This is a genomic window from Nocardioides sp. Leaf374, assembly GCF_916862475.1.
Taxonomy (GTDB): domain Bacteria; phylum Actinomycetota; class Actinomycetes; order Propionibacteriales; family Nocardioidaceae; genus Nocardioides; species Nocardioides kribbensis.
Genome location: NZ_CAKASO010000008.1, coordinates 74,626 through 96,020 on the forward strand (window position 1 = coordinate 74,626; position 21,395 = coordinate 96,020).

General features: G+C 72.8%; 26 protein-coding genes. 12 read left to right on the forward strand and 14 right to left on the reverse strand.

Annotated features, from left to right (window positions below; genetic code table 11):
• Positions 1–22 precede the first annotated feature (22 nt).
• Genes LPA27_RS05870 through LPA27_RS05885 form a run of 4 tightly spaced genes read left to right on the forward strand, consistent with a single transcriptional unit; the run spans position 23 to position 2,122 of the window.
• Positions 23–262 carry a hypothetical protein gene (locus LPA27_RS05870; protein WP_228941854.1) on the forward strand — a complete coding sequence of 80 codons (240 nt, stop codon included), beginning with the start codon at positions 23–25 and terminating at the stop codon, positions 260–262.
• The gene (locus tag LPA27_RS05875) at positions 262–930 is read left to right on the forward strand and encodes a hypothetical protein (protein ID WP_228941855.1); all 669 of its coding nucleotides are present in this window, start codon (positions 262–264) and stop codon (positions 928–930) included. Before LPA27_RS05870 ends, LPA27_RS05875 begins: the two co-directional genes overlap by 1 nt.
• The gene (locus tag LPA27_RS05880; protein WP_228941856.1) at positions 927–1,745 is read left to right on the forward strand and encodes a hypothetical protein; all 819 of its coding nucleotides are present in this window, start codon (positions 927–929) and stop codon (positions 1,743–1,745) included. The genes LPA27_RS05875 and LPA27_RS05880 overlap by 4 nt, the downstream gene beginning before the upstream one ends.
• The gene (locus LPA27_RS05885) at positions 1,742–2,122 is read left to right on the forward strand and encodes a hypothetical protein (RefSeq protein ID WP_228941857.1); all 381 of its coding nucleotides are present in this window, start codon (positions 1,742–1,744) and stop codon (positions 2,120–2,122) included. The genes LPA27_RS05880 and LPA27_RS05885 overlap by 4 nt, the downstream gene beginning before the upstream one ends.
• Before the next feature lie 138 nt (positions 2,123–2,260).
• On the opposite strand, the gene LPA27_RS05890 is transcribed toward LPA27_RS05885, so the two are convergent.
• Entirely contained in the window at positions 2,261–2,767 is a 507-nt protein-coding gene (locus LPA27_RS05890) for a hypothetical protein (protein WP_228941858.1), read from the reverse strand.
• Between the two features lie 424 nt (positions 2,768–3,191).
• On the opposite strand from LPA27_RS05890, the gene LPA27_RS05895 reads away from it, so the two are divergent.
• The 4 genes from LPA27_RS05895 to LPA27_RS05910 are packed head-to-tail and all read left to right on the forward strand — an operon-like array spanning position 3,192 to position 4,472.
• On the forward strand, positions 3,192–3,350 hold the full coding sequence (locus LPA27_RS05895; protein WP_228941859.1) for a hypothetical protein: 159 nt from the start codon (positions 3,192–3,194) through the stop codon (positions 3,348–3,350).
• Between the two features lie 41 nt (positions 3,351–3,391).
• On the forward strand, positions 3,392–3,559 hold the full coding sequence (locus LPA27_RS05900; protein WP_228941860.1) for a hypothetical protein: 168 nt from the start codon (positions 3,392–3,394) through the stop codon (positions 3,557–3,559).
• Complete coding sequence (locus tag LPA27_RS05905; protein WP_228941861.1) at positions 3,556–3,825, forward strand: hypothetical protein; 270 nt, start codon at positions 3,556–3,558, stop codon at positions 3,823–3,825. The genes LPA27_RS05900 and LPA27_RS05905 overlap by 4 nt, the downstream gene beginning before the upstream one ends.
• Complete coding sequence (locus LPA27_RS05910) at positions 3,756–4,472, forward strand: helix-turn-helix domain-containing protein (protein WP_228941862.1); 717 nt, start codon at positions 3,756–3,758, stop codon at positions 4,470–4,472. Before LPA27_RS05905 ends, LPA27_RS05910 begins: the two co-directional genes overlap by 70 nt.
• A gap of 129 nt (positions 4,473–4,601) precedes the next feature.
• Here the strand turns inward: LPA27_RS05910 and LPA27_RS05915 are convergent, their stop codons facing one another.
• Positions 4,602–4,853 (reverse strand): DUF3263 domain-containing protein, encoded by a 252-nt coding sequence (locus LPA27_RS05915; protein ID WP_228941863.1) that lies wholly within the window; start codon positions 4,851–4,853, stop codon positions 4,602–4,604.
• A 217-nt stretch (positions 4,854–5,070) separates the two neighbouring features.
• On the opposite strand from LPA27_RS05915, the gene bluB reads away from it, so the two are divergent.
• Together bluB and LPA27_RS05925 are read left to right on the forward strand one after the other, a co-directional pair.
• A complete protein-coding gene (gene bluB / locus LPA27_RS05920) occupies positions 5,071–5,751 on the forward strand; it encodes a 5,6-dimethylbenzimidazole synthase (protein WP_228941864.1) in 681 nt (226 codons plus the stop codon).
• Positions 5,748–6,842 (forward strand): Rossmann fold nucleotide-binding protein, encoded by a 1,095-nt coding sequence (locus tag LPA27_RS05925; RefSeq protein ID WP_228941865.1) that lies wholly within the window; start codon positions 5,748–5,750, stop codon positions 6,840–6,842. The genes bluB and LPA27_RS05925 overlap by 4 nt, the downstream gene beginning before the upstream one ends.
• On the opposite strand, the gene LPA27_RS05930 is transcribed toward LPA27_RS05925, so the two are convergent.
• The 6 genes from LPA27_RS05930 to LPA27_RS05955 form a co-directional block, all read right to left on the reverse strand.
• Positions 6,817–7,959: a glycosyltransferase family 4 protein gene (locus LPA27_RS05930; protein WP_228941866.1), complete on the reverse strand. Its 1,143-nt coding sequence runs from the start codon at positions 7,957–7,959 to the stop codon at positions 6,817–6,819. The genes LPA27_RS05925 and LPA27_RS05930 overlap by 26 nt on opposite strands.
• A gap of 250 nt (positions 7,960–8,209) precedes the next feature.
• Positions 8,210–9,067, reverse strand: coding sequence for a hypothetical protein (locus LPA27_RS05935; RefSeq protein ID WP_228941867.1), 858 nt, complete (start codon positions 9,065–9,067; stop codon positions 8,210–8,212).
• Positions 9,068–9,089: 22 nt separating this feature from the next.
• On the reverse strand, positions 9,090–10,316 hold the full coding sequence (gene rlmN / locus LPA27_RS05940; protein WP_228941868.1) for a 23S rRNA (adenine(2503)-C(2))-methyltransferase RlmN: 1,227 nt from the start codon (positions 10,314–10,316) through the stop codon (positions 9,090–9,092).
• A gap of 68 nt (positions 10,317–10,384) precedes the next feature.
• Positions 10,385–12,103: a glycerol-3-phosphate dehydrogenase/oxidase gene (locus LPA27_RS05945; protein ID WP_056862390.1), complete on the reverse strand. Its 1,719-nt coding sequence runs from the start codon at positions 12,101–12,103 to the stop codon at positions 10,385–10,387.
• 133 nt (positions 12,104–12,236) lie between these two features.
• Positions 12,237–13,754 carry a glycerol kinase GlpK gene (glpK, locus tag LPA27_RS05950; RefSeq protein ID WP_056904990.1) on the reverse strand — a complete coding sequence of 506 codons (1,518 nt, stop codon included), beginning with the start codon at positions 13,752–13,754 and terminating at the stop codon, positions 12,237–12,239.
• Between the two features lie 98 nt (positions 13,755–13,852).
• Complete coding sequence (locus LPA27_RS05955; protein WP_227489291.1) at positions 13,853–14,683, reverse strand: MIP/aquaporin family protein; 831 nt, start codon at positions 14,681–14,683, stop codon at positions 13,853–13,855.
• Positions 14,684–14,831: 148 nt separating this feature from the next.
• Here LPA27_RS05955 and LPA27_RS05960 point away from each other — a divergent pair, with 148 nt between their 5' ends.
• Together LPA27_RS05960 and glpK (LPA27_RS05965) are read left to right on the forward strand one after the other, a co-directional pair.
• Complete coding sequence (locus LPA27_RS05960; protein ID WP_056904597.1) at positions 14,832–15,584, forward strand: IclR family transcriptional regulator; 753 nt, start codon at positions 14,832–14,834, stop codon at positions 15,582–15,584.
• A complete protein-coding gene (glpK, locus tag LPA27_RS05965) occupies positions 15,581–17,110 on the forward strand; it encodes a glycerol kinase GlpK (RefSeq protein ID WP_056862389.1) in 1,530 nt (509 codons plus the stop codon). Before LPA27_RS05960 ends, glpK (LPA27_RS05965) begins: the two co-directional genes overlap by 4 nt.
• Positions 17,111–17,132: 22 nt before the next feature.
• Here glpK (LPA27_RS05965) and LPA27_RS05970 read toward each other — a convergent pair whose 3' ends face one another.
• The 6 genes from LPA27_RS05970 to tsf all read right to left on the reverse strand — a co-directional run bounded on the left by LPA27_RS05970 (position 17,133) and on the right by tsf (position 21,376).
• A complete protein-coding gene (locus LPA27_RS05970) occupies positions 17,133–17,600 on the reverse strand; it encodes a hypothetical protein (RefSeq protein ID WP_228941869.1) in 468 nt (155 codons plus the stop codon).
• Positions 17,601–17,638: 38 nt separating this feature from the next.
• Positions 17,639–18,178 carry a histidine phosphatase family protein gene (locus LPA27_RS05975; protein WP_228941870.1) on the reverse strand — a complete coding sequence of 180 codons (540 nt, stop codon included), beginning with the start codon at positions 18,176–18,178 and terminating at the stop codon, positions 17,639–17,641.
• 13 nt (positions 18,179–18,191) lie between these two features.
• The gene (locus LPA27_RS05980) at positions 18,192–19,079 is read right to left on the reverse strand and encodes a phosphatidate cytidylyltransferase (protein WP_056862387.1); all 888 of its coding nucleotides are present in this window, start codon (positions 19,077–19,079) and stop codon (positions 18,192–18,194) included.
• Positions 19,080–19,099: 20 nt separating this feature from the next.
• Complete coding sequence (frr, locus tag LPA27_RS05985; protein ID WP_200918953.1) at positions 19,100–19,654, reverse strand: ribosome recycling factor; 555 nt, start codon at positions 19,652–19,654, stop codon at positions 19,100–19,102.
• A 52-nt stretch (positions 19,655–19,706) separates the two neighbouring features.
• Positions 19,707–20,420, reverse strand: coding sequence for a UMP kinase (gene pyrH / locus LPA27_RS05990; protein WP_056862385.1), 714 nt, complete (start codon positions 20,418–20,420; stop codon positions 19,707–19,709).
• Between the two features lie 143 nt (positions 20,421–20,563).
• Positions 20,564–21,376: a translation elongation factor Ts gene (gene tsf / locus LPA27_RS05995; RefSeq protein ID WP_056862384.1), complete on the reverse strand. Its 813-nt coding sequence runs from the start codon at positions 21,374–21,376 to the stop codon at positions 20,564–20,566.
• Positions 21,377–21,395 lie beyond the last annotated feature (19 nt).

Genomic DNA, 21,395 nt, shown 5'->3' on the forward strand with positions numbered 1-21,395 from the left:
CTGGCGCGCGGGCCACCCCGTCATGCCCACCCACCACCACGAGGAGCACACCGTGCGCCGCTTCCACCTGCAGCGAGACACCGACGTCTCCGGAGTCTCTGGCACCGGCCGGGTCGCCGAAGGCGTCGAGTTCACCGACGGCACCGTCGTCATCCACTGGATCGCCGGCGAGCACCGCTCGACCGTCGTGTGGGCCGACATGGCCGGCCCCGAGGCCATCCACGGCCACGGCGGCGCCACCCAGATCGTGTGGGAGGACTAATGTTCTGGCGCGTCGCACGCTCGCTCGACACCCTGCTCGCGGAGATCAACGCCTCCGCCCCGAATCGCTCGAAGATCAGCGACGGCTCGATCGGCGACGCCGCCCACGCGTCGCGCACCAGCGACCACAACCCCTGGGTCATCGACTCCCACGGCGTCGGGGTGGTCCGGGCCCGCGACTTCACCCACGACCCCGCCGACGGCTGCGACGCCGGCGCGATCGCGGAGGCCATCCGCCAGCTGGCCCTGCGCGGCCACCCCGCCCTCGGCGCCGGTGCCTACGTCATCTGGAACCGCCGCATCGCCTCGGCCTCCTACGGCTGGGTCTGGCGGTCCTACACCGGCTCCAACCCGCACGACCACCACTGCCACGTCTCCGTCGCGACCGCGGCGGTCGGCTACGACTCGACCGCCCCATGGGGCGTCACCACCCAGGAGGACGACATGCCCTACACCCCCGCCGAGCTCAAGACCATCGTCTCGGAGGCTGTGCGCGAGGAGGTCGCCGACATCAAGGCCACCGTCGTCGCGCAGGGCGAGAAGACCCGCGCCCGCTCCATCACCGCCGCCCAGCGCCTCGCGCGCAAGGGCCGCCGCGACGGCGCCCTGACCCGCACCGAGCTCGACGAGCTCGCCGAGGCCCTCGGCGTCGACCAGGCCGACGAGTGAGCACCAGCCGGCGCAAGACCGCGCCCGGGTGGCTGCGGCGACTCGTCGCCACCGCCCGCACGATCGCGACGAGGCGCACCGAGGTGTCGTGGTTCTACAACCTCGACAACCACCGCGCCGACGACCAGGTCGCCCGCGAGCTGCGCGCGATCGCCTCGACCCGGCCGGCCACGATCGACCTGGTGGAGTGCGTCGGCAACCGGCTGCCCGACCTGCCCGGCTACCGGCTGCTGCGCAACACCGGCGGCAAGCGGCGCCGCGAGCGCGCCAACGTCGCCGCCTACGTCCGCGACGACCTGCCCGCCGCCGGGCCGTCGTGGATCGACCTGCACCGCACCTGGCCCCGCACCCACGGCCCCGGGACCCACGAGGCCCGCTCGTTCATGCTCTACCGCCTCGGGCGCATCGGCCGGCTGGTGTGGCATCAGCCGCCGCGCAACGCCCGCGGCTGGGAGGGGCTGCAGCAGGAGGGCCTCGACGCCGTCGCCGAGGTCATGCGCCCACGCGTCGAGGGCGGCCGCGCGCGACGGGCCCTGTCCCGGCTGCGCCCGCGGATGGCCACCGGCGACACCAACTCCGTCACCGGCGACGCCGGGCCGAACCCCGACGTCCTCGCCCGCCGCATCGGCGGGAAGGTCCATAACGGCCACCGCATCGACAACGTCGTCGTCCGCGGCGCCATCAAGGTGCTCGACACCGACGTCGTGCACACCGTCGCCGGCGTGCGCCTTCGCTCGGACCACAAGCACGCCCTGCGCATCCGCTGGCGCGTGCGCGCCATCTGGCTGACCACCTCGAGCAAGGAGCACCGATGACCACCACGCCCAAGCGCCGCGCCCGCGGCGGCCGCCGAAAGAAGCTGACGAAGGCCCAGGCCGAGCCGGCGCTCGTGCGCGCCATCGCGATGGTCCTCGCGCTGCTTGCCTCCCTGGGTCTGGGGTGGGCCGCCGACCTCGACGCCGAGACCGTCGCCACCGTGGTGGTCGTCGTCGGGCCGGTCGTGCAGTGGCTGTGGACCCGGTACGCCGTGACCCCGAACGCCAAGGTGATCGCGCGGACCACCACCGACGGCCAGGTCGTCGCCGGCGAGGCCGCCACCGCGCCGGCCGGGACCGTGCTTCCGGTCGTCGAGCAGGACCAGGGCCCCTCGATGCTGGCCTACACCGAGATCGCGCCCGCCCGGGTCGCCTGACCCGCTCGCGCCCAGACGCGCCCCCGCCACCCCTCACGCACGGGCGGCGGGGGCGCTTTGTCATGTCGGTCGTAGGAATAGTGACGCACGACGGCCCTTGACCGGTGTCGGTCAAGGGCCGTCGGATGCGATCAGACGCTAGGCGTCGACTAGGCCGGAGTCGCCAGCCAAAGCCTTCGTCTCCTCAGTGTCTCGCTTCAATTGGGTCGAGAGGCTGCGGATAAATCGCTGGGCCAACTCCAGGGACCCTTCGAGGCCGGCATCGAGGGTGAGGATCTGTCGAATCTCGAAGTTTGATGCCGTTGCCATGGTCACACAACGGTTCTTCAGCATCGCCTCGACCGCTGCGTCTTGCTCCTTGGGACCGTAAGACTCGAGGAGCCTCTTCAGGTCTGACTCCGTGAGTGCCACGTAAGCCCACAGGGAGTTCTCGCCGGCATCGATCAAGTTGGTGAAGAGGTAGGTGCCGCCGAAGTGGTGTAGCAGCCCGGTCAGCGGCACGTCGTACTCGTTGAGTACCTCGCCGACCGTAACGAGGTCGCTCGGCTCCCACGGCCGCTTGCCAGTCTGCACCGGCAGGACGTTCTTCAGAGTGTTCAAAATCTTCCTCCTCTCGCGAGTGTTGCACTGGGGGTGTCGAAACACGAATCGAATCTTGCACAAGCTGCCGTGTCCCACTCCCCTTCTTCGTAACTGACGGAGGCGTGGGCGGGATTCCTTCTTGTCGGCGTCGCCTCCACAACGAACCCTGCGTCACGTAGGGATCGGGCCGTCGCGTGCCGAACTGAGTCGCCGAGGTGAACGAGACCGTTCTTCCTCACGAGATCACCGGCAGCCGACACGTCGAGGCGCCCTCGGATGACAGAGAGCCGCCCAATGTCGACGGGTCGGGGCTCCCGACGGGGTGGATCGCCAGCGAACACGTACTGAGTCAGCGTCTCGTGATCGGCAGGCTCGAGGTCGCTGCTCACGCCGGACAGTAAAGCGCAGGATGCTGTTCGCGCGCGAGAGGTGGCCGGCTGATTCCGGCCAAGTCGGACTGTCGGCACCGGCGCCTACCGTTCGGAAGATGAAGATGACCGGCGCCTACCGACCCACCAACGACACCATGGCCCTCTCCGACGAGGTCACCGTCGAGGGCCCCGACCACGCCGAGCTCGTGCAGCAGTTGCGCGACCGGACCCCCGGGGGCCAGGTACTGCTCTCGGTGCGCGTCGTCGAGGGCTGATGGCCATAGCGCTGCCCCAGCCCCGGGCGTACCTTCCAGCCGTGAAGATCACCGGCAGGTACCGACCCATCGCCGGCGACATGACCAGCGTGACCAGCCTGACCGTCGAAGGCATCGACTACACCGACATGGTCCAGCAGCTGATAGAGGCGACCCCCTTCGAGTCGGTGCTGACGTCGGTCTCGAAGATCGGCACCAGGTCGACGTGAGCAGCCTCGGCCACGGCACGGGCCAGGACATGTCCCGCCGCCCACCGGGCGGCAGCAACGTCACGCCCTCAGACATCGGGACCGTGCGCCACGCCTACGTCATGGACTCCGGCGGCGTCTTCCGCCCCGGGATGTTCCTGGAGTGGCGTGCGACCGGCGACGGCGGCTGGGAGGGCCTGGTGATTTATCCCGAGCGGTGGCCGACCGGCTGGGCCACGGTGCAGGCCTGGATGCCGCGCGACCGCATCAGCTTCCCCGAGGTGTAGCCAACAACGGCGCGGGCATCCTCGCCCTCGTGACGGACGAAGACGGCTGGCTCACCAGCGCTGAGGCCGCCGCCATCCTCGACCGCTCACCCCAGCAGGTCCGCTGGCTCGCGCGTCACGGTCACATTGAGGGCGAGCCCGTCGACGGCCGCTGGCGCTTCACCGCCACCTCGGTCCACGCCGAGGCCGAAGAGCGGGCCCGCTGGGTCTCCTACGAGGACGCCGCGGCCCTGACCGGCACCGACCACCACGCCGTCTGGCGCGCCGCGCAGGCCGGCGAGATCGAACGTCGCCAGGCGCACCGCGCCAACCCCGCTCTGCTCCGTACCTCCGTCGAAGCATGGGGTGCCCGACGGGCCGAGCAGCGCGCCGCTCAAGCCGCTGCTGCCGAGGAGCGCCGTGCCGCCAGCGAGGCCGCCGCCGGCCCGCCCGACGACGAGCACGTCTGGCTCCGCTCGCCCGTCGTCGCGATCATGCTCGGCATCACCACCGCCGGCGTCGACGCCGCAGCCCGCCGCGGCACCATCCCGCACGCCATGGTCGGCCGACGACGCTGGTTCCGCCGAGACCACATCGAACAGCTCGCCGCTGCACGCGCACTCGCTCGTGACTTCACCGCAGAACCGGACGCACAGAGGCGGACGTGAGGCAGACTGCTCGCCATGGAGCAGTGGCAGCAGGTCCCTGGATGGCTCCGAGCCATCATCATCGCGGGCTTGCTGCTCGCCGCTCTCGTCCTGGTCGACGTGGTCCAGAAGTAGTCGCTACTCGCGAGGTCAGGTCAGTCTGGTGCGCTGCGCCCGTCGGCCATCGCGGAGGCGCTGCAGGCGCCGCACGAGGGTGGGGTCGGCTGCCATCGCGGCGGGATGGTCGATGACGCCGAGGAGCACCTGCGCGTAGCGGGTCGGGCTCATGTCGAATCGGTGTCGGATCTCCGTCTCTTTCGCGCCGGCGTACTTCCACCAGCCACGCTCGAACGAAAGAATCTCGCGTAGCTCATCAGTCAGCGATGTGGTCGTCTCCGGCATGGTCGCCAAGTTATGCGGCGGCGCCGACACGGCCGCTCGACCGCGTGCGATTCGGCAACCACATGTGCACGTGGTTCCGGGCGCGCGGTCTCGACGTCGACGCCCAGGACCTCTTCGGCGACCTCGTGGCCCACGCCTTCTGAGCCGGCAGTAGCGTGGCCGGGCCCCTCCCCCTCCGTCCCACCTCCGCCCCCTCACCGCACCGAGGAGCCCGGCCTTGCTGCTCTACGACGCCGTCCGGCGCCGCCGCGACACCCGACGCGAGTTCACCGGCGAGCCGGTGGATCCCGAGGTGCTGGAGCGGGTGCTCTCGGCGGCGCACTGCGCCCCCAGCGTGGGGATGTCGCAGCCGTGGGACTTCGTGCTCGTGCGGGAGCCGGCGACGCTGGCGACCTTCCGCGACCACGTCCGCGCCGAGCGGGCGCGGTTCGCGGCCACGCTCGAGGGCGAGCGGGCCGAGACGTTCGCCGCGATCACGGTCGAGGGCGTCGTGGAGTCGGGGCTGGGCGTCGTCGTCGGCTACGACCCGCGCCGCGCGGGGCCCTCGGTGCTGGGCCGCCACACCATCGCCGACACCGGGCTCTACTCGGTGTGCCTGGCCATCGAGAACCTCTGGCTGGCCGCCACCGCGGAGGGGCTCGGCGTCGGCTGGGTGAGCTTCTACCGCGAGGAGGTCCTGGGCGAGCTGGTCGGCTTCCCCGCCCACGTCAGGCCGGTGGCCTGGCTCTGCGTGGGTCGGGTCGAGGACCTACCCGACGTGCCCGACCTCGAGCGCCACGGCTGGCGCCACCGCTCCCCCCTCGCCTCGGTGCTCCACGACGAGCGCTGGACCCCACGACCGGACGCCGCGGGTCCGGGCACCCCCGGGCCGGGCACCGCAGGGTCGGGCACCGCGTGAGGCGCCACCGCGGGCGGGTCGTCGACCTCGGCAGCCTCGACGAGCTCGACGCGCGCCTGGCCGCCGGCACCACCTCGCTGTCGGGCTGGCGGGTGCGCGGCGTCGACCTGAGCGAGCGCGGGGAGGCCGTGCTGGGCTGCCGCGTCGCCGGCGCGCTCTTCCTGGGGTGCACCTTCGCCCCCGGCGACGCCGAGCGCCTCGGCGCGGCGGGCGCGCTGGTGCTGCCCGCGCTGGCCGACGTGCCGCTCGACGTCTACCGCGCCGGGCTCTACACCGCCGCCGACCTCTACGACGCCGCGCGCTACGCCGACAGCCTCGACGCCCGCGCCTACGCGTGGTCGCAGCAGCGCGGCGGGCCCGACGACTCGCTGGCCAAGGCCCTGCACGACCACGCGATCGACGAGGCCCTCACCGCGTGGGTCGCCGGCCGGCGCCTCGTCGGGGTCATGGGCGGCCACGCGCTGCAGCGCGGCCAGGCCGGGTACGCCGACGCCGCGCGGCTGGGTCGGCTGCTCGGCGCGGGAGGCCTGACCGTGGCCACCGGGGGCGGGCCGGGCGCGATGGAGGCGGCCAACCTCGGCGCGCGGCTGTCGGGGCGCCCGGAGGCCGAGCTCGACGCGGCGCTCGCGCGGCTGGCCGGCGTGGCGTCGTACCGGCCCTCGGTGCAGGCGTGGGCCGAGGCCGCCCTCGAGGTCGCGGCCGGCCCCGACCCGGTGGAGACCCTCGGCATCCCGACCTGGCACTACGGCCACGAGCCGCCCAACGTGCTGGCCACCGCAATCGCGAAGTACGTGCGCAACGCCACCCGCGAGGCGGTGCTGCTGGAGGTCTGCGACGGGGGCATCGTCTTCCTGCCCGGCGCCGCGGGCACGGTGCAGGAGGTCTTCCAGGACGCCTGCGAGAACTACTACGCCGACGAGTCGTCGGTGGCCCCCATGGTGCTCGTGGGTCGGCACCACTGGACCGAGGAGCTGCCCGCGTGGCCGCTGCTGGAGTCGCTGGCCCGGGGCCGCACGATGCCGGTGGCGCTGGTCGACAGCGTCGAGGAGGCGGCAGCCGTGGTGCTCAGCCGGCCATCCGGTCGCCGCTGAGCCCGACCTGCCGGGGAGCCGCCGGCGCGGCCCCGGAGCGGTGGGCCACCACCTCGCGGTAGTGGGTCAGCAGCGACTCGTTGACGGCGCGCCACGACCGGCCGGCGACGCTCTCGCGCGCGGCGCGGGCCATCTGCTGGCGCAGGGCGGCGTCGGTGAGGCGCTCGACGTAGGCGGCCAGGTCGTCGGCGTCGCCCGGCACGTAGAGGAACCCCGAGACCACGTCGGTGACCACGTCGACGGGTCCCCCCGAGCGGGGCGCGACCACGGGCACCCCGGCGGCGAGGGCCTCCTGCGCCGACTGGCAGTAGGTCTCGTGACGCCCGGTGTGCACGAAGACGTCGAGCGAGGCGTAGAGACAGCTGAGGTCGTCGCCGTGCAGCACGCCGAGGAAGTGCGCGCCGGGCAGCAGCTCGCGCAGGCGGCCCTCCTCGGGCCCCCCGCCGACGACCACGAGGGCGTAGCGCGGGTCGTCGGCCAGGCGGGCGAGCAGGTGCAGCTCCTTCTCCGGAGCCAGCCGGCCGACGTAGCCGACCACGAGCCGCCCGTCGGGGCTGAGCCCCCGCCGCAGGTCGGCCGAGCGCCACCGCGGGTGGAAGGCGTCGAGGTCGACACCGCGCGGCCACAGGGCGGTGCGGGGCACGGCGAGGGCCTCGAGCTGCGCCAGGCTGGCCCGCGACGGCGCCAGGGTCCGGTCGGCCCGGGTGTGGATGCGGCGGGTCAGGCGGGCCATCGCGCGCGTGCCGCCGGCGATGCCGTAGCGCTCGGCGAAGCCGACCAGGTCGGTCTGGTAGATCGCCACCGTCGGCACGCCCAGCTCGTCGGCGGCCCGCACGGCCTGGTGGCCCAGGGTCGCGGGCGAGGCGACGTGGACGACGTCGGGCCGGAAGCGCAGCATCACCGCACGCAACCGGCGCCGGGTCTCGAGGCCGATCCGGAAGTCGCGGTAGAAGGGCAGGGTCGCGCCCCGCGCCAGCGTCACCGGGAAGCCGGCGTAGGACGACGGGCCGGTCGGGGCGACCAGCTCGGCCTCGTGGCCCTCCGCCGCGAGGTGCTCCAGCACCCGCCGCACGGAGTTGGTGACGCCGTTGACCTGCGGCAGGAACGACTCCGCCACCACGAGCACCCGCAGAGGGCGGTCGGTGGCACCGCCGGGTGGCAAGGACCCGGGTTGCAGGGACCCGGGACGCAGGGACCCGGGTCGCAGGGGGACCGCCGCGTGGTCGCGACCACCCTGGGCGGTCCGGGAGGTCGGGGCGGGTCGCAGCTGCAGGAGCCTCGTCACGCCTCGGACGCTAGGGAGCGCCGGGCAACGGCCCGGGCCGACGGGGTGACCGGCACGTGAACCGTGCGTGCCCGTCGGTCTCCTACGCGCGCGCTCCCGGCGCACCCGCGGCGCCCGGCGGCCCCGGCGGTGCCGGCGGTGCCGTCAGGGGCACGGCGTAGGAGCGCTCCTGGCCGTGGGGCACGAAGCCGACGCGCCGCAGGATCGGGCCGGAGGTCTCGACGCGTCCCTTGACCAGGGCCATGCGGGCGTCGTGGGCCAGCGCGTAGACGAGCCGCTCGGCGAGGAGGGTGCGGTAGAGCCCACGGCCGCGCTCGGAGGCGACGACCGCGCCGCCCCAGAGGCGGGCCACGCCGTCGACGACGGTGAGGCCGGCGCTGGCGACCGGTCGGTCGCCGAGGTAGGCGACGACGGCGCCGCCGGCACCGGCGGCCAGGTCGTCGCCCGCGCGCGCGACGTAGGCCTCGACCTCGGGGAGCGAGGGGGTGCTGCCGCCGAACACCTCGGCGCCGACGGCGAAGGAGTCCTGGGCGGTGGCGACGTCGACGGTCCAGCGGAGCTCGACCTCCGCCGACGGGGGCTGACCCAGGTCGGGAGGCGGACCGGCGAGGTCGAGGGCCATGACGTCGAGGGTCTCGTCGAGCACGCCGCCGCGTGCGAGCAGCGCGTCGGCCACGGCGTCGGCCGCGCCGAGCCTGGCCCAGCAGACCACCTGCTCGACGACACCGGGCACCGCCTCGGCCCGCGCCGCGACGAGCGCGTCGTCGACGAGCGCCGCGACGTCCCGGTCCGGGTCCAGCGACACCAGCTCCAGGGGGTGCTCGAACCAGTCGGGGAAGCGCACGAGCTGCCATCCCTCGCCCCGGATGCGCCGGGCGTTGTCGGGCACCCACACCCACGCCGCCGCCGCCGCGGCCACGTCCTCGTGCGTCAGCGTCATGCTGCTCCCGGGCCTCGGAGGGTCACTCGGCGGCGGCCAGCTGACCGCAGGCGCCGTCGATCTCGCGCCCGCGGGTGTCGCGCACCGTGGTCGGGATGCCCTTGGCCTCGAGGCGACGCACGAACTCCCGCTCGTCGGCGGGGTCGGACGCGGTCCACTTCGATCCCGGCGTGGGGTTGAGCGGGATGAGGTTGACGTGCACCCAGCCCCAGTCGCCGTAGGAGCCGAGCACGTCGCCGAGCAGGTCGGCGCGCCAGGCCTGGTCGTTGATGCCGCGCATCATGGCGTACTCGATGGAGACGCGGCGCTTGGTCTGGCGGGCGTAGTCCCACGCCGCCTCGACGGTCTCGGCGACCGAGTAGCGGGTGTTGATCGGCACCAGCTCGTTGCGCAGCTCGTCGTCGGGGGCGTGCAGGCTCAGCGCGAGGGTCACCGGGATGCCCTCGGTGGTGAGCTGGCGGATGCGGGGCACCAGGCCGACGGTGGAGACCGTCACGCCGCGCGCCGACATGCCGAGGCCGTCGGGCGCGGGGTCGGTGAGGCGCCGCACGGCGCCGATGACGGCCTTGTAGTTGGCCAGCGGCTCGCCCATGCCCATGAAGACCACGTTGGAGACGCGGCCGGGGCCGCCGGGCACCTCGCCGCGGGCCATCGAGCGCGCTCCCGCGACGACCTGCTCGACGATCTCGGCGGTGCTCATGTTGCGCTGCAGACCGCCCTGCCCGGTGGCGCAGAAGGGGCAGGCCATGCCGCAGCCGGCCTGGCTCGAGACGCACACCGTGGCGCGGTCGGGGTAGCGCATGAGCACCGACTCGACCAGGGCGCCGTCGAAGAGCTTCCACAGCGTCTTGCGCGTGGTGCCCTTGTCGGCCTCCATCGTGCGCAGCGGCGTCATGAGGCTCGGCAGCAGCGTGGAGACGAGCTCGGCGCGCTGGGCGGCCGGCAGGTCGGTCATCTGCTCGGGGTCGTCGGCCAGGCGCGCGAAGTAGTGCGTCGAGAGCTGCTTGGCCCGGAAGCCGGGCAGCCCGTTGTCCTCCAGCAGCGTCTTGCGCTCCGCGGAGGTCAGGTCGGCGAGGTGGCGCGGCGGCTTCTTGCGCCCCCGCGGCTCCTCGAAGACCAGCGGCAGGGTGAGTGCACCCTCGGGGGCGCCGGCCGCGACGGCGTCGGCGGAGGCACCGGGGGCCGCAGGGGTCCCGGTGGTGCCGGCGGACGGTGCGGTGGCGGGGGTCGGGTCAGGGTTCTGGGACATCAGGGCTCCGATTCTCCCACCCCGGCCCCGCCCGCGGCGAGTCCGCGGACGGCGGCCGGGCCGGCAGGTCAGCTCAGCGGCACCACGTCGGGCGCGCCGAGGCGGGCGGCGTCGGCGGTGGCGTCGTCGGGCATCTGCTGGCTCTCGCGCTCGGCCTCGACCCGCTTGCGGTAGTGCTCGATCTCCAGGGAGCGCTGCTCCTCGCTCCACCCGAGCACGCCGCCGACCAGCTCGGCGACCTCCTCGGCCGCCCCGACGCCGCGGTCGAAGGTCTCGATCGAGAGCCGGATGCGACGGGTGAGCACGTCGTCGAGGTGGCGGGCGCCCTCGTGGCTGGCGGCGTAGACCGCCTCCACGCGCAGGTAGTCGGGCGCAGCGGCCAGCGGCTCGCCGAGGCCCGGGTCGGCCGCGACCAGGTCGAGCAGCTCGTGGACCAGCGAGCCGTAGCGCTTGAGCAGGTGCTCGATCCAGACCTCGTGCAGGCCCGAGCGCTGGGCCAGCACGTGGCGGGAGTTGAGCAGCGCGTGGTAGCCCTCCGCGCCCAGCAGCGGGATCTTGTCGGTGACCGACGTGCCGACCACGCGGTCGAACTGCGAGGACAGCCCGAAGACGGCCTCGTCGACGGCGTCCTGGGCCATGATCCGGTACGTCGTGTACTTGCCGCCCGCGACCACGACCAGGCCGGGGGCCGGGTGGCCGACGGCGTGCTCGCGGGAGAGCTTGGAGGTGGCCTCCGACTCCCCCTCCAGCAGCGGGCGCAGCCCGGCGTAGACGCCCTCGACGTCGGAGCGGGTCAGCGGGGTCTCGAGCACGGCGTTGACGTGCTCGAGCAGGTAGTCGATGTCGGCCTCGCTGGCCGCGGGGTGGGCCTTGTCGAGGGCCCAGTCGGTGTCGGTGGTGCCGATGATCCAGTGGCGGCCCCACGGGATGACGAAGAGCACCGACTTCTCGGTGCGCAGGATCATCCCGACCTCGGAGCGGATGCGGTCCTTGGGCACGACGAGGTGGATGCCCTTGCTGGCGCGCACGTGGAACTGGCCGCGCTGGCCGCCCAGCGACTGGGTCTCGTCGGTCCACACGCCGGTGGCGTTGACGACCTGCTTGGCGCGGATCGTGACGGTGCGGTCGTTCTCGAGGTCGCGCACCACGGCGCCGGTGACCCGCTCCCCCTCGCGCAGCAGCTCCACGACGCGGGCGCGGGAGGCCACGTGGGCGCCGTAGGCCGCCGCGGTGCGGGCGATGAACATGGTGTGGCGGGCGTCGTCGACCTGGGCGTCGTAGTACTTCAGCGCGCCGACCAGGGCGTCCTTGCGCAGCGACGGCACCAGCTTGCGGGCGCCGCGTCGGGTGAGGTGCTGGTGCAGCGGCACGCCCGCCCGCCCGGAGATGCGGCTCATGGCGTCGTAGAGCGCGACGCCGGAGCCGGCGTAGAGCCGCTCCCAGCCGCGGTGCTGGAGCGGGTAGAGGAAGGCCACGGGGTGCACGAGGTGCGGGGCGAGCTCCTGCAGCAGCAGGCCGCGCTCCTTGAGCGCCTCGGCGACGAGGCGGAAGTCGAGCATCTCCAGGTAGCGCAGGCCACCGTGGACCAGCTTGCTGGAGCGGCTCGAGGTGCCGGAGGCGAAGTCGCGGGCCTCGACCAGCCCCACCTTCAGCCCGCGGGTGGCGGCGTCGAGCGCGCTGCCCGCGCCGACCACCCCACCGCCGATGACCAGGATGTCCAGCTCCTCGGAGGCCATGGCCTCCAGGGACTGCTCGCGCAGCTCGGGTGACAGGGCGACGGACCTCATCAGGGTGTCCTCTCGACGGTGGGGCGGGTGCGGTACGACGGGTGGTGCCGGTGGTGCCTGGGCTGCGTGGTGCCGGGGTGGAGCGGGCCCGGGCCGGCCGGTCAGGCGGCGATCGGCCGGGCCGGGGTCGACGTCACTCCACGTCGACCCAGTCCAGCGTGCGCTCGACCGCCTTCTTCCACTGGGTGTAACCCGCCTGGCGACGCTCCTCATCCCACTGTGGCGACCATCTCCTCGCCTCGTTCCAGTTCTCGCGCAGCTCGTCGGTGTTGTTCCAGAACCCGACGGCCAGACCGGCGGCGTAGGCGGCACCGAGCGCCGTGGTCTCGGCCACGACGGGTCGGCTGACCTCGACGCCGAGCACGTCGGCCTGGATCTGCATGCACAGCTCGTTGGCGGTCACGCCGCCGTCGACCTTGAGCACCTCCAGGGTGACGCCGGAGTCCTTCTCCATGGCCTCGGCGACGTCACGCGACTGGTAGCAGATCGACTCCAGCGTGGCGCGCGCCAGGTGGGCGTTGGTGTTGAAGCGCGAGAGCCCGACGATGGCGCCGCGGGCGTCGGAGCGCCAGTAGGGCGCGAAGAGGCCCGAGAAGGCCGGCACGAAGTAGACCCCGCCGTTGTCGTCGACCTGGCGGGCCAGCGACTCGCTCTGCGCGGCGCCGGAGATGATCCCGAGCTGGTCGCGCAGCCACTGCACCGCCGAGCCGGTCACCGCGATGGAGCCCTCGAGGGCGTAGACGGTGTCCTGGTCGCCGAACTTGTAGCAGACCGTGGTGAGCAGGCCCGACTTCGACCGCACCAGTTCGGTGCCGGTGTTGAGCAGCATGAAGTTGCCGGTGCCGTAGGTGTTCTTGGCCTCGCCGGGGGCGAAGCAGACCTGGCCGACCGTGGCGGCCTGCTGGTCGCCGAGGATGCCGGTGAGGGGCACCTCGCCGCGCAGCGGGCCGTTGGCCCGGGTGGTGCCGTAGCCGCCCGGCTCGGAGGAGGAGCGGATCTCGGGCAGCATCTGGCGCGGGATGTCGAAGAGGGCCAGCAGCTCGTCGTCCCACTGCAGGGTCTCGAGGTCCATCAGCATGGTGCGGCTGGCGTTGGTCGGCTCGGTGACGTGCACGCCGCCGTCGGTGCCGCCGGTGAGGTTCCAGATCAGCCAGGAGTCGGTGTTGCCGAAGATCGCGTCGCCGGCCTCCGCGGCCTCGCGGACCCCGTCGACGTTCTCCAGGATCCACTGGATCTTGCCGCCGGAGAAGTACGTCGCGGGCGGCAGGCCCGCCCGCTCCCGGATCAAGTCGCCGTGGCCGTCGCGCTCGAGCTTGCTGGCGATCCGGTCGGTGCGGGTGTCCTGCCACACGATGGCGTTGTAGTAGGGCCGCCCGGTCCTGCGGTTCCACACCACGGTGGTCTCGCGCTGGTTGGTGATGCCGAGCGCGCAGAGGTCCTCGGCGGTGAGCTTGGCCTTGCCGAGCCCGGTCTCGATGACCGAGCGGGTGCGCTCCCAGATCTCCACCGGGTCGTGCTCCACCCAGCCGGCCTGCGGCAGGATCTGCTCGTGCTCGAGCTGGTGGCGGGCCACCTCGTTGCCGCCGTGGTCGAAGATCATGAAGCGGGTGCTGGTGGTGCCCTGGTCGACGGCTCCGACGTACTCGGCCATGCGTGCCTCCTGGTGTGGGTGGGTGCTGCTGGTGCTGGGGGTGGTGCCGGGGGTGGTGCTGGGGGTGGTGCCGGGGGTGGGGCCGGTGACGGGCCCGGTCACTGGTTGGGCCGGGGCTCGCTGACCGCCTCGTCCTGGGCGCCGTCGGCGGGGTCCTCGGTGAGGTGGTTCTCGATGAGCAGCTTGAAGAGCGCGCCGCCGATGAGGCCGCCGATGATCGGGGCGATGATCGGCAACCAGAAGTACAGGTCGCCGTTCTGGTCGTTGAGCGCCCCGCCGTAGCCGGTCATGAGCGAGGCCAGGCGCGGCCCGAGGTCACGGGCGGGGTTGATGGCGTAGCCGGCGTTGGCGCCGAAGGCCATGCCGATGGCCACCACGAGCAGGCCGACCACGACCGGGCCGAGGTTGGCCAGGGGCGGGTTGTTCCACGCCGTGGTGAGGGCGAAGATCACGAAGACGAGGATCGCGGTGCCGACGACCTGGTCGAGGAAGGCCGTGGGGATGCTGACGCCCGCGCCACCGTTGCCGGGCAGCGTGGAGAAGATGCCCTGGGTCTTGATGGTGTGGTCGGGGTCGACGGTCGCGATGAGGTCGGCGTAGGTGGCGCGCACGATGAGTGCGGCGACGAAGGCGCCGAGGAGCTGGGCGAGGGAGTAGGGCAGCACCTTGCGCCAGGAGAAGCCCTTGAACGCCGCGAGCGCGATGGTGACCGCGGGGTTGAGGTGGGCGCCCGACAGGCGGGCGGCGACGTAGACGCCCAGCGTGACGCCGAGGCCCCAGGCCCAGGCGATCGAGTCGTGGTCGCCGAGGCTGCCGTCGGCGCTGGTCGACACCTGGGCGACCACGCCCGTGCCGAACAGGATCAGGATCATCGTGCCGGCGAACTCTGCACAGAGCTCGCCGACCAGGGGGTTCTTCGTGGACCGCAACTGTCTCTCCTCCCGGACGCGCCGTGCTCCTCCGGGACTCGGGGGTGGCGCCGGTCACAGCCAACACGAGACGCGCGTCACAGGCGAGGCCCGTCGTTCGACATCGTCGAACGTGCGTTCGTCGATGTCGAACGCCTACGATCGACCGATGGCCACCATCCAGTCCATCGAGCGGGCCGCGGCCGTGCTCCACGTGCTCGGCGCGGTGCACGAGCCGGTGGCGCTCGGGGAGCTCTCCCGGCTGCTCGACCTGCCCAAGCCCACGGTGCACGGGATCGTGCGCACCCTGTGCGAGGTCGGCTTCGTGACCCAGGAGCCCGACACCGGCCGCTACGCCCTGGGCTCGGGCCTGGCCACCCTGGGCGAGGGGCTCGATCCCCACTTGCTGCGCTCGCGCGCCGTCAACTGGGCCGACGGGCTCGCGGCCCGCACCGGCATGGAGGTCGAGCTGGGCGTGCTGACCGGGCGCACCGTCGAGCTCGTGCACCACGTCTTCCGCCCCGACGGCTCGCCCCAGCGCCTGCGCGTCGGTGAGCTGCAGCCGCTGGCCACCAGCGCCCTCGGACTCGTGCTGCTCGCCTTCTCCCCCGCGGTGAGCGCCTCCGCGGCCCGCGAGGCAGGCGACCCGACCCCCCGGGTCTCGCTCGCCCGCGCGGTGCAGCTGGCCCGCCGCCAGGGATGGGCCTGCGTCGACAGCACGCTGCGCCCCGGTGTCGCCACCCTCGCGGCTCCCCTGCGCCGCCACCTGGGGCACAGGCTCGGGGTGGGGGTGGGCGCGCTCGGCGTCAGCGGACCGCGCGACCGCGTCCTCGGGCCGTCCGGCGAGCCCCGCGACGACCTGGTCACGCAGGTCGTCGCCGCCGCCCACGCCGTCTCCTCGACCCTGCAGGAGCGGCTGTGAGCGCGTCGTACGTCGCCTCGATCGACCAGGGCACCACCTCCACGCGGTGCCTGCTCTTCGACCACGCGGGGCGGATGGTCTCGGTCGCGCAGCACGAGCACCACCAGCACTACCCCCGGCCCGGCTGGGCCGAGCACGACGCGGCCGAGATCTGGGCCAACACGCTGCGGGTGCTGCCCGAGGCCCTGGCGCTCGCAGGGCTCCAGCCCTCCGACGTGGCCGCGGTGGGCATCGCCAACCAGCGCGAGACCACGGTGGTCTGGGACCGCGCCACCGGTCGACCGGTCGCACCCGCCATCACCTGGCAGGACACCCGCACCGCCGACCTGGTCGCCGAGCTCGGCCGCAGCGCCGCCGCGCCGCTCTTCGAGGAGGTCTGCGGGCTGACACCGGCCGGCTACTTCGCCGCACCCCGGCTGCGGTGGCTGCTCGACCACGTGCCGGGCCTGCAGCGCCGGGCCCGGCTCGGCGAGGTCGCCTTCGGCACCATGGAGTCCTGGCTGATCTGGAACCTCACGGGCGGCCCCGACGGGGGCGTCCACGTCACCGACGTCACCAACGCCAGCCGCACCATGCTGATGGACATCCACACCCTGCAGTGGGACCAGCGCCTGCTCGACGCCCTCGACGTGCCGGCGGCGATGCTGCCCGAGATCCGCCCCAACGCCCAGGTCTACGGCACCTGCACGGTCGGGCTGCCGGGTGTCGTCATCGGCGGCGCCTTCGGCGACCAGCAGGCCGCGCTCTTCGGGCAGACCTGCTTCGACGAGGGCGAGGCCAAGTGCACCTACGGCACCGGCGCCTTCCTGCTGATGAACACCGGCGCCAGCGTCACGCCCTCCACGCACGGCCTGCTCTCGACGGTCGCCTACGCCCTCGAGGGCGAGAGGCCCGTCTACGCCACCGAGGGGTCGATCGCCGTGGCCGGGGCGCTCGTGCAGTGGTTCCGCGACTCGCTGGAGATGATCTCCTCGGCCCCCGAGATCGAGACCCTCGCACGTCGGGTGGAGGACAACGGCGGGTGCTACATCGTGCCGGCCTTCGCCGGCCTCTTCGCCCCCCGCTGGCAGGCCGACGCGCGCGGCGTCGTCGTGGGCCTCACGTCCTACGTCACCCGCGGTCACCTCGCCCGGGCCGTGCTCGAGGCCACCGCCTGGCAGACCTGCGAGGTGGTGGAGGCCGTCGACCTCGACACCTCGCTGACCCTGTCGCGGCTGCGGGTCGACGGCGGCATGACCGCCAACCACCTGCTGATGCAGACGGTCGCCGACGTGCTCGACGTGCCGGTCGAGCGGCCGTTGGTGGCCGAGTCGGTCTCGCTCGGGGCGGCCTACGCCGCCGGCCTGGCCGTCGGCTTCTGGCCCGACCTCGACGTCCTGCGCGGCACGTGGCGCCGCGCGGCGCTGTGGGAGCCGTCGATGAGCCCCGTCGTGCGCCGCCGGGAGCGGGCCGCCTGGGACCGCGCGGTGCAGCGCACCCTGCACTGGGTGGTCGACGAGGACCCCGACGCCGCACCACCCGGCTGAGCCGGTCGCACGGCCAGCCCGCTCAGCCGCGGGCCACCAGGATCCAGAGCACGAGGCCGCCGACGCCCAGCACGACCACGGCCGTCGAGACCAGGCCGAGCGCCATGTAGCGGCCGAACCGCCGGGTGCGCGGCACGACGAGCAGCACCGCGGGCACGAGCAGCGCCACGAGCACGTAGGGGAAGAGCCGCTCCGCGGTGTCGTAGGCGACCATCGCGTTGAGCACCGCGCCGTAGACGCCCGGCACCAGGATGAGGAAGAGCAGCCCGGTGAAGAAGCCGGACAGCGCGGTGAAGGTCGGGTGGTCACGGTGCCACCAGCTCGGGCCGCCGGCGCCCTCGTCCTCCTGGGCGGCCTCGTCGGCCCTGCTGCTCCCGCCCGGGTCGGGCGGGTCGACCTCCGAGGTCCGGGCGCGGCTGGCCTCCGCGGTCGCGGGCTCGTGCGACGGGTCCGGCGAGGTCGCGACGGGCCGGTCGGGGGTCGTGTCCATGGGAGGCAATATCTCACCTGCGGGCCCGCGCGGGCCGCTCACCGCGCCTGCGGGCCCCGGCGCGGGTCGTCGACACGGATCACGTCGGGCATGCCCAGCCCCTCCCACCGGTCGAGGTCGGGCGCTTCGCCGCGCAGGTGCGCCGCGACCAGGGTCCACGCCGTGCCGTGGCCCACGAGCACGACCTCGTCCCCGTCGTGGTCGGCGAGCACGGCGTCGACGGCCCGCACGACCCGCTCCCGGCAGGCCGCGAGCGGCTCCCAGCCCGGGTGGGCCGACTCGTCGGGGGCGGCGAAGGCACGACGTACGACCGCCGGGAAGTCCTCGAGCCACTGCGTCGACTCCCGCACGTGCTCGCGCAGCCCGTCGAGCACGGCGACCTCGCCGTCGGTCAACAGCTGGGCGGTCCCGACCGCCTTCGGCTCGGGCGAGCTGAGCCATGCCGCCCGCCGCGGCAGCCGACCCGACTCGCGCAGCGCCCAGACCTCGTCGAAGCCCGCCGGGTCCAGCCCCCACGTGTGGGGCGGGCGTCCCGGCTCGACCAGCGGGCGCGCGTGACGCACGAGGTGGACGGCCACGGCAGGGTCCGGCTCAGAAGACGGCGTAGTGCAGCAGCAGCCAGATCGGCGCGGCCGTGGCGAGCAGGGAGTCGAGACGGTCCATGAGGCCGCCGTGACCCGGTATGACCTGGCTCATGTCCTTGATGCCGAGGTCGCGCTTGATGACCGACTCGCACAGGTCACCGAGGGTGGCCATCACGACGGTGATCAGGCCGAGGGCCACGCCGACCCACCAGTCGCCGTCGAGCAGCCACACCACGAGGGCCGTGCCGCCGGCGACGGTGGCGACCGCCGACCCCGCGAAGCCCTCCCAGGACTTCTTCGGGGAGATGACCGGCGCCATCGGGTGGCGCCCGAAGAGCACGCCGCCGACGTAGCCACCGGTGTCGGAGGCGATGGTGACCAGGATGAAGACGATGACCGCCAGCACGCCGTCGTTGTCGAGGCCGGCGCCGCTCGAGCCGCCCTCGGCGAGCAGCAGCGCGACGAACGAGCCGAGGAACGGCACGTAGACCAGGGTGAAGACCGACGCCGTGGCATTCATGACGTAGCCGTCGATGCCCCGGCGCAGCAGCCACAGCATGATCACCAGCGCGGCGACCGCGGTGGCGGTGACGAGGGCCGAGGCGCCGAAGAAGTAGGCGACGGCCACCATCGTGGCGCCACCCACCATGAGCGGCTGCTCGGGCAGGTCGATGCCCTTGGCGCCGAAGCCACGGTGCAGCTCCCAGATCGCCACCACGACGGCGGCGACCACGATGACCATGAAGGCCGCCTTGTAGAACAGCAGCGACGCGGCGATCGCCGCGAGCAGGACGAAGGCCGAGGCGAACGCGGCAGGCAGGTCACGCCCGGCGCGACCGTGGTCCTTGACCGGTGGGGTCGCGCCGGGGGTGGTGTCCGGGGAGGTGTCTGTCATCGAGTCGGTGGTGGGAGGTCTCAGACCTCCAGCAGCTCCGCTTCCTTGTTCTTGAGCATCTCGTCGATCGCGTCGGTGTGCTTCTTGGTGGTGCCGTCGAGGCGCTTCTCGGCCCCGGTGACGTCGTCCTTGCCGACCTCGCCGTCCTTCTCGAGCTTCTCGAGGTTCTGCTTCGCGGTGCGACGCAGGTTGCGCACCGCGACCCGGCCGTCCTCGGCCTTGCCGCGCGCGACCTTGATGTACTCCTTGCGCCGCTCCTCGGTGAGCTCGGGGAACACGCAGCGCAGCACCTTGCCGTCGTTGGAGGGGTTGACGCCCAGGTCGGAGTCGCGGATCGCGCGCTCGACGTTGTTCATCGCACCCATGTCGTAGGGCTGGATCAGGATGACCCGCGCCTCGGGGGCGGTGAAGCTGGCCAGCTGCTGCAGCGGGGTCGGCGAGCCGTAGTAGTCGACCACGATCTTGTTGAACATGCTGGGGTGGGCCCGGCCGGCGCGGATCGCGGCGAACTCCTCGCGCGTCGACTCCACCGACTTGCTCATCTTGCTGTCGGCCTCGTTGAGGATGTCGTTGATCACCGAAGGGGCTCCTTGTGTCGTCGCGGACTGCTGCGGGCGGGGCGGGCGCTCAGCCCGCGCTCACCCGCGTGCCGATCTTCTCACCCTGCACGACGCGCAGGATGTTGCCCTCGGGCTCCATGCCGAAGACGATCATGGGCAGCTTGTTCTCCCCGCACAGGGCGAACGCCGTCTGGTCCATGATCCGCAGGCCCTGCGAGATGGCCTCGTCGTAGGTCAGCTCGTCGTACTTGGTCGCGGTGGGGTCGAGGTGGGGGTCGGCGGAGTAGACGCCGTCGACCCCGCTCTTGGCCACCAGCACCACGTCGCAGCGGCTCTCCAGCGCGCGCTGCACGGCCACGGTGTCGGTGGAGAAGAAGGGCATGCCCATGCCGGCGCCGAAGATGACGACGCGGCCCTTCTCCATGTGGCGGATCGCGCGGCGCGGCACGTAGGGCTCGGCGACCTGACCCATGGTGATGGCGGTCTGCACCCGGGTCTCGACGCCCATCTTCTCCAGGAAGTCCTGCAGCGCCAGGCAGTTCATGACGATCCCGAGCATGCCCATGTAGTCGGCCCGCACACGGTCCATGCCCCGCTGCTGGAGCTCGGCGCCGCGGAAGAAGTTGCCGCCGCCGGTGACGACGGCGATCTGCACGCCCGCCTCGGCCACGGCGGCGATCTCCTTGGCGATGCCCTGCACCACGTCGGGGTCGATGCCGACGTTGCCGCCGCCGAACACCTCGCCGGAGAGCTTGAGGAGCACACGCTTGTATCCGGTCACGGACGGTCCCTTCGAGAGCGGGTCGGGGGGTGCACAGCGAGGAGGCCGGCGGCGATGATCAGGGTCTGAGTCATCGTCGGCCGGCCTCCTCGTCGAGCGTGTGGCGCCAACCTAGTGGATGACGCCGGAACGGGTCGTGGCGATCAGGCCCCGACCTCGAAGCGGGCGAAGCGCTTCAGCGTGGTGCCGGCCTCGTCCAGGACGGCCTTGACCGACTTCTTGTTCTCGGTGACCGAGGGCTGCTCGAGCAGCACGACGTCCTTGAAGAAGCCGTTGAGGCGACCCTCGGTGATCTTGGCGATGGCCTGCTCCGGCTTGCCCTCCTCGCGCGAGGTCGCCTCGGCGATCTCGCGCTCCTTGGCAACGACGTCGGCGGGGACCTCGTCGCGGGTGAGGTACTGCGGGCGCATGGCGGCGACCTGCATGGCGGCACCCTTGGCGGCGGTCTCGTCGCCGTCGTACTCGACGAGGACGCCCACGGCCGGCGGGAGGTCGGCGGCACGCTTGTGCATGTAGACCACGACGGGGCCCTCGAAGTAGGCCACACGACCCAGCTCGATCTTCTCGCCGATGGAGACGGCCAGGTCGTCCACGACCTCGCCGACGGTCTTGCCGTCGAGCGGGACGGCCTTGAGCGCCTCGGCGTCGACGGCCTTGGCCTGGTCGGCGGCGTCGGCGATGCGCTGGGCGGCGGAGACGAAGGCGTCGCCCTTGGCGACGAAGTCGGTCTCGCAGCGCAGCTCGACGAGGGCACCACCGGAGGTGGCGACCAGGCCGGCGGTGGCCTCGCGCTCGGCGGCGCGCTCGGCCATCTTCTTGCCACCCTTGATGCGCAGGATCTCGACGGCCTTGTCGAAGTCGCCCTCGGCCTCGGTCAGCGCCTTCTTGCAGTCCATCATGCCGGCGCCGCTGGTCTCGCGGAGCTTCTTGACGTCCGCGGCGGAGATGTTCGCCATGTGCTTCGTCCCTCGGTTC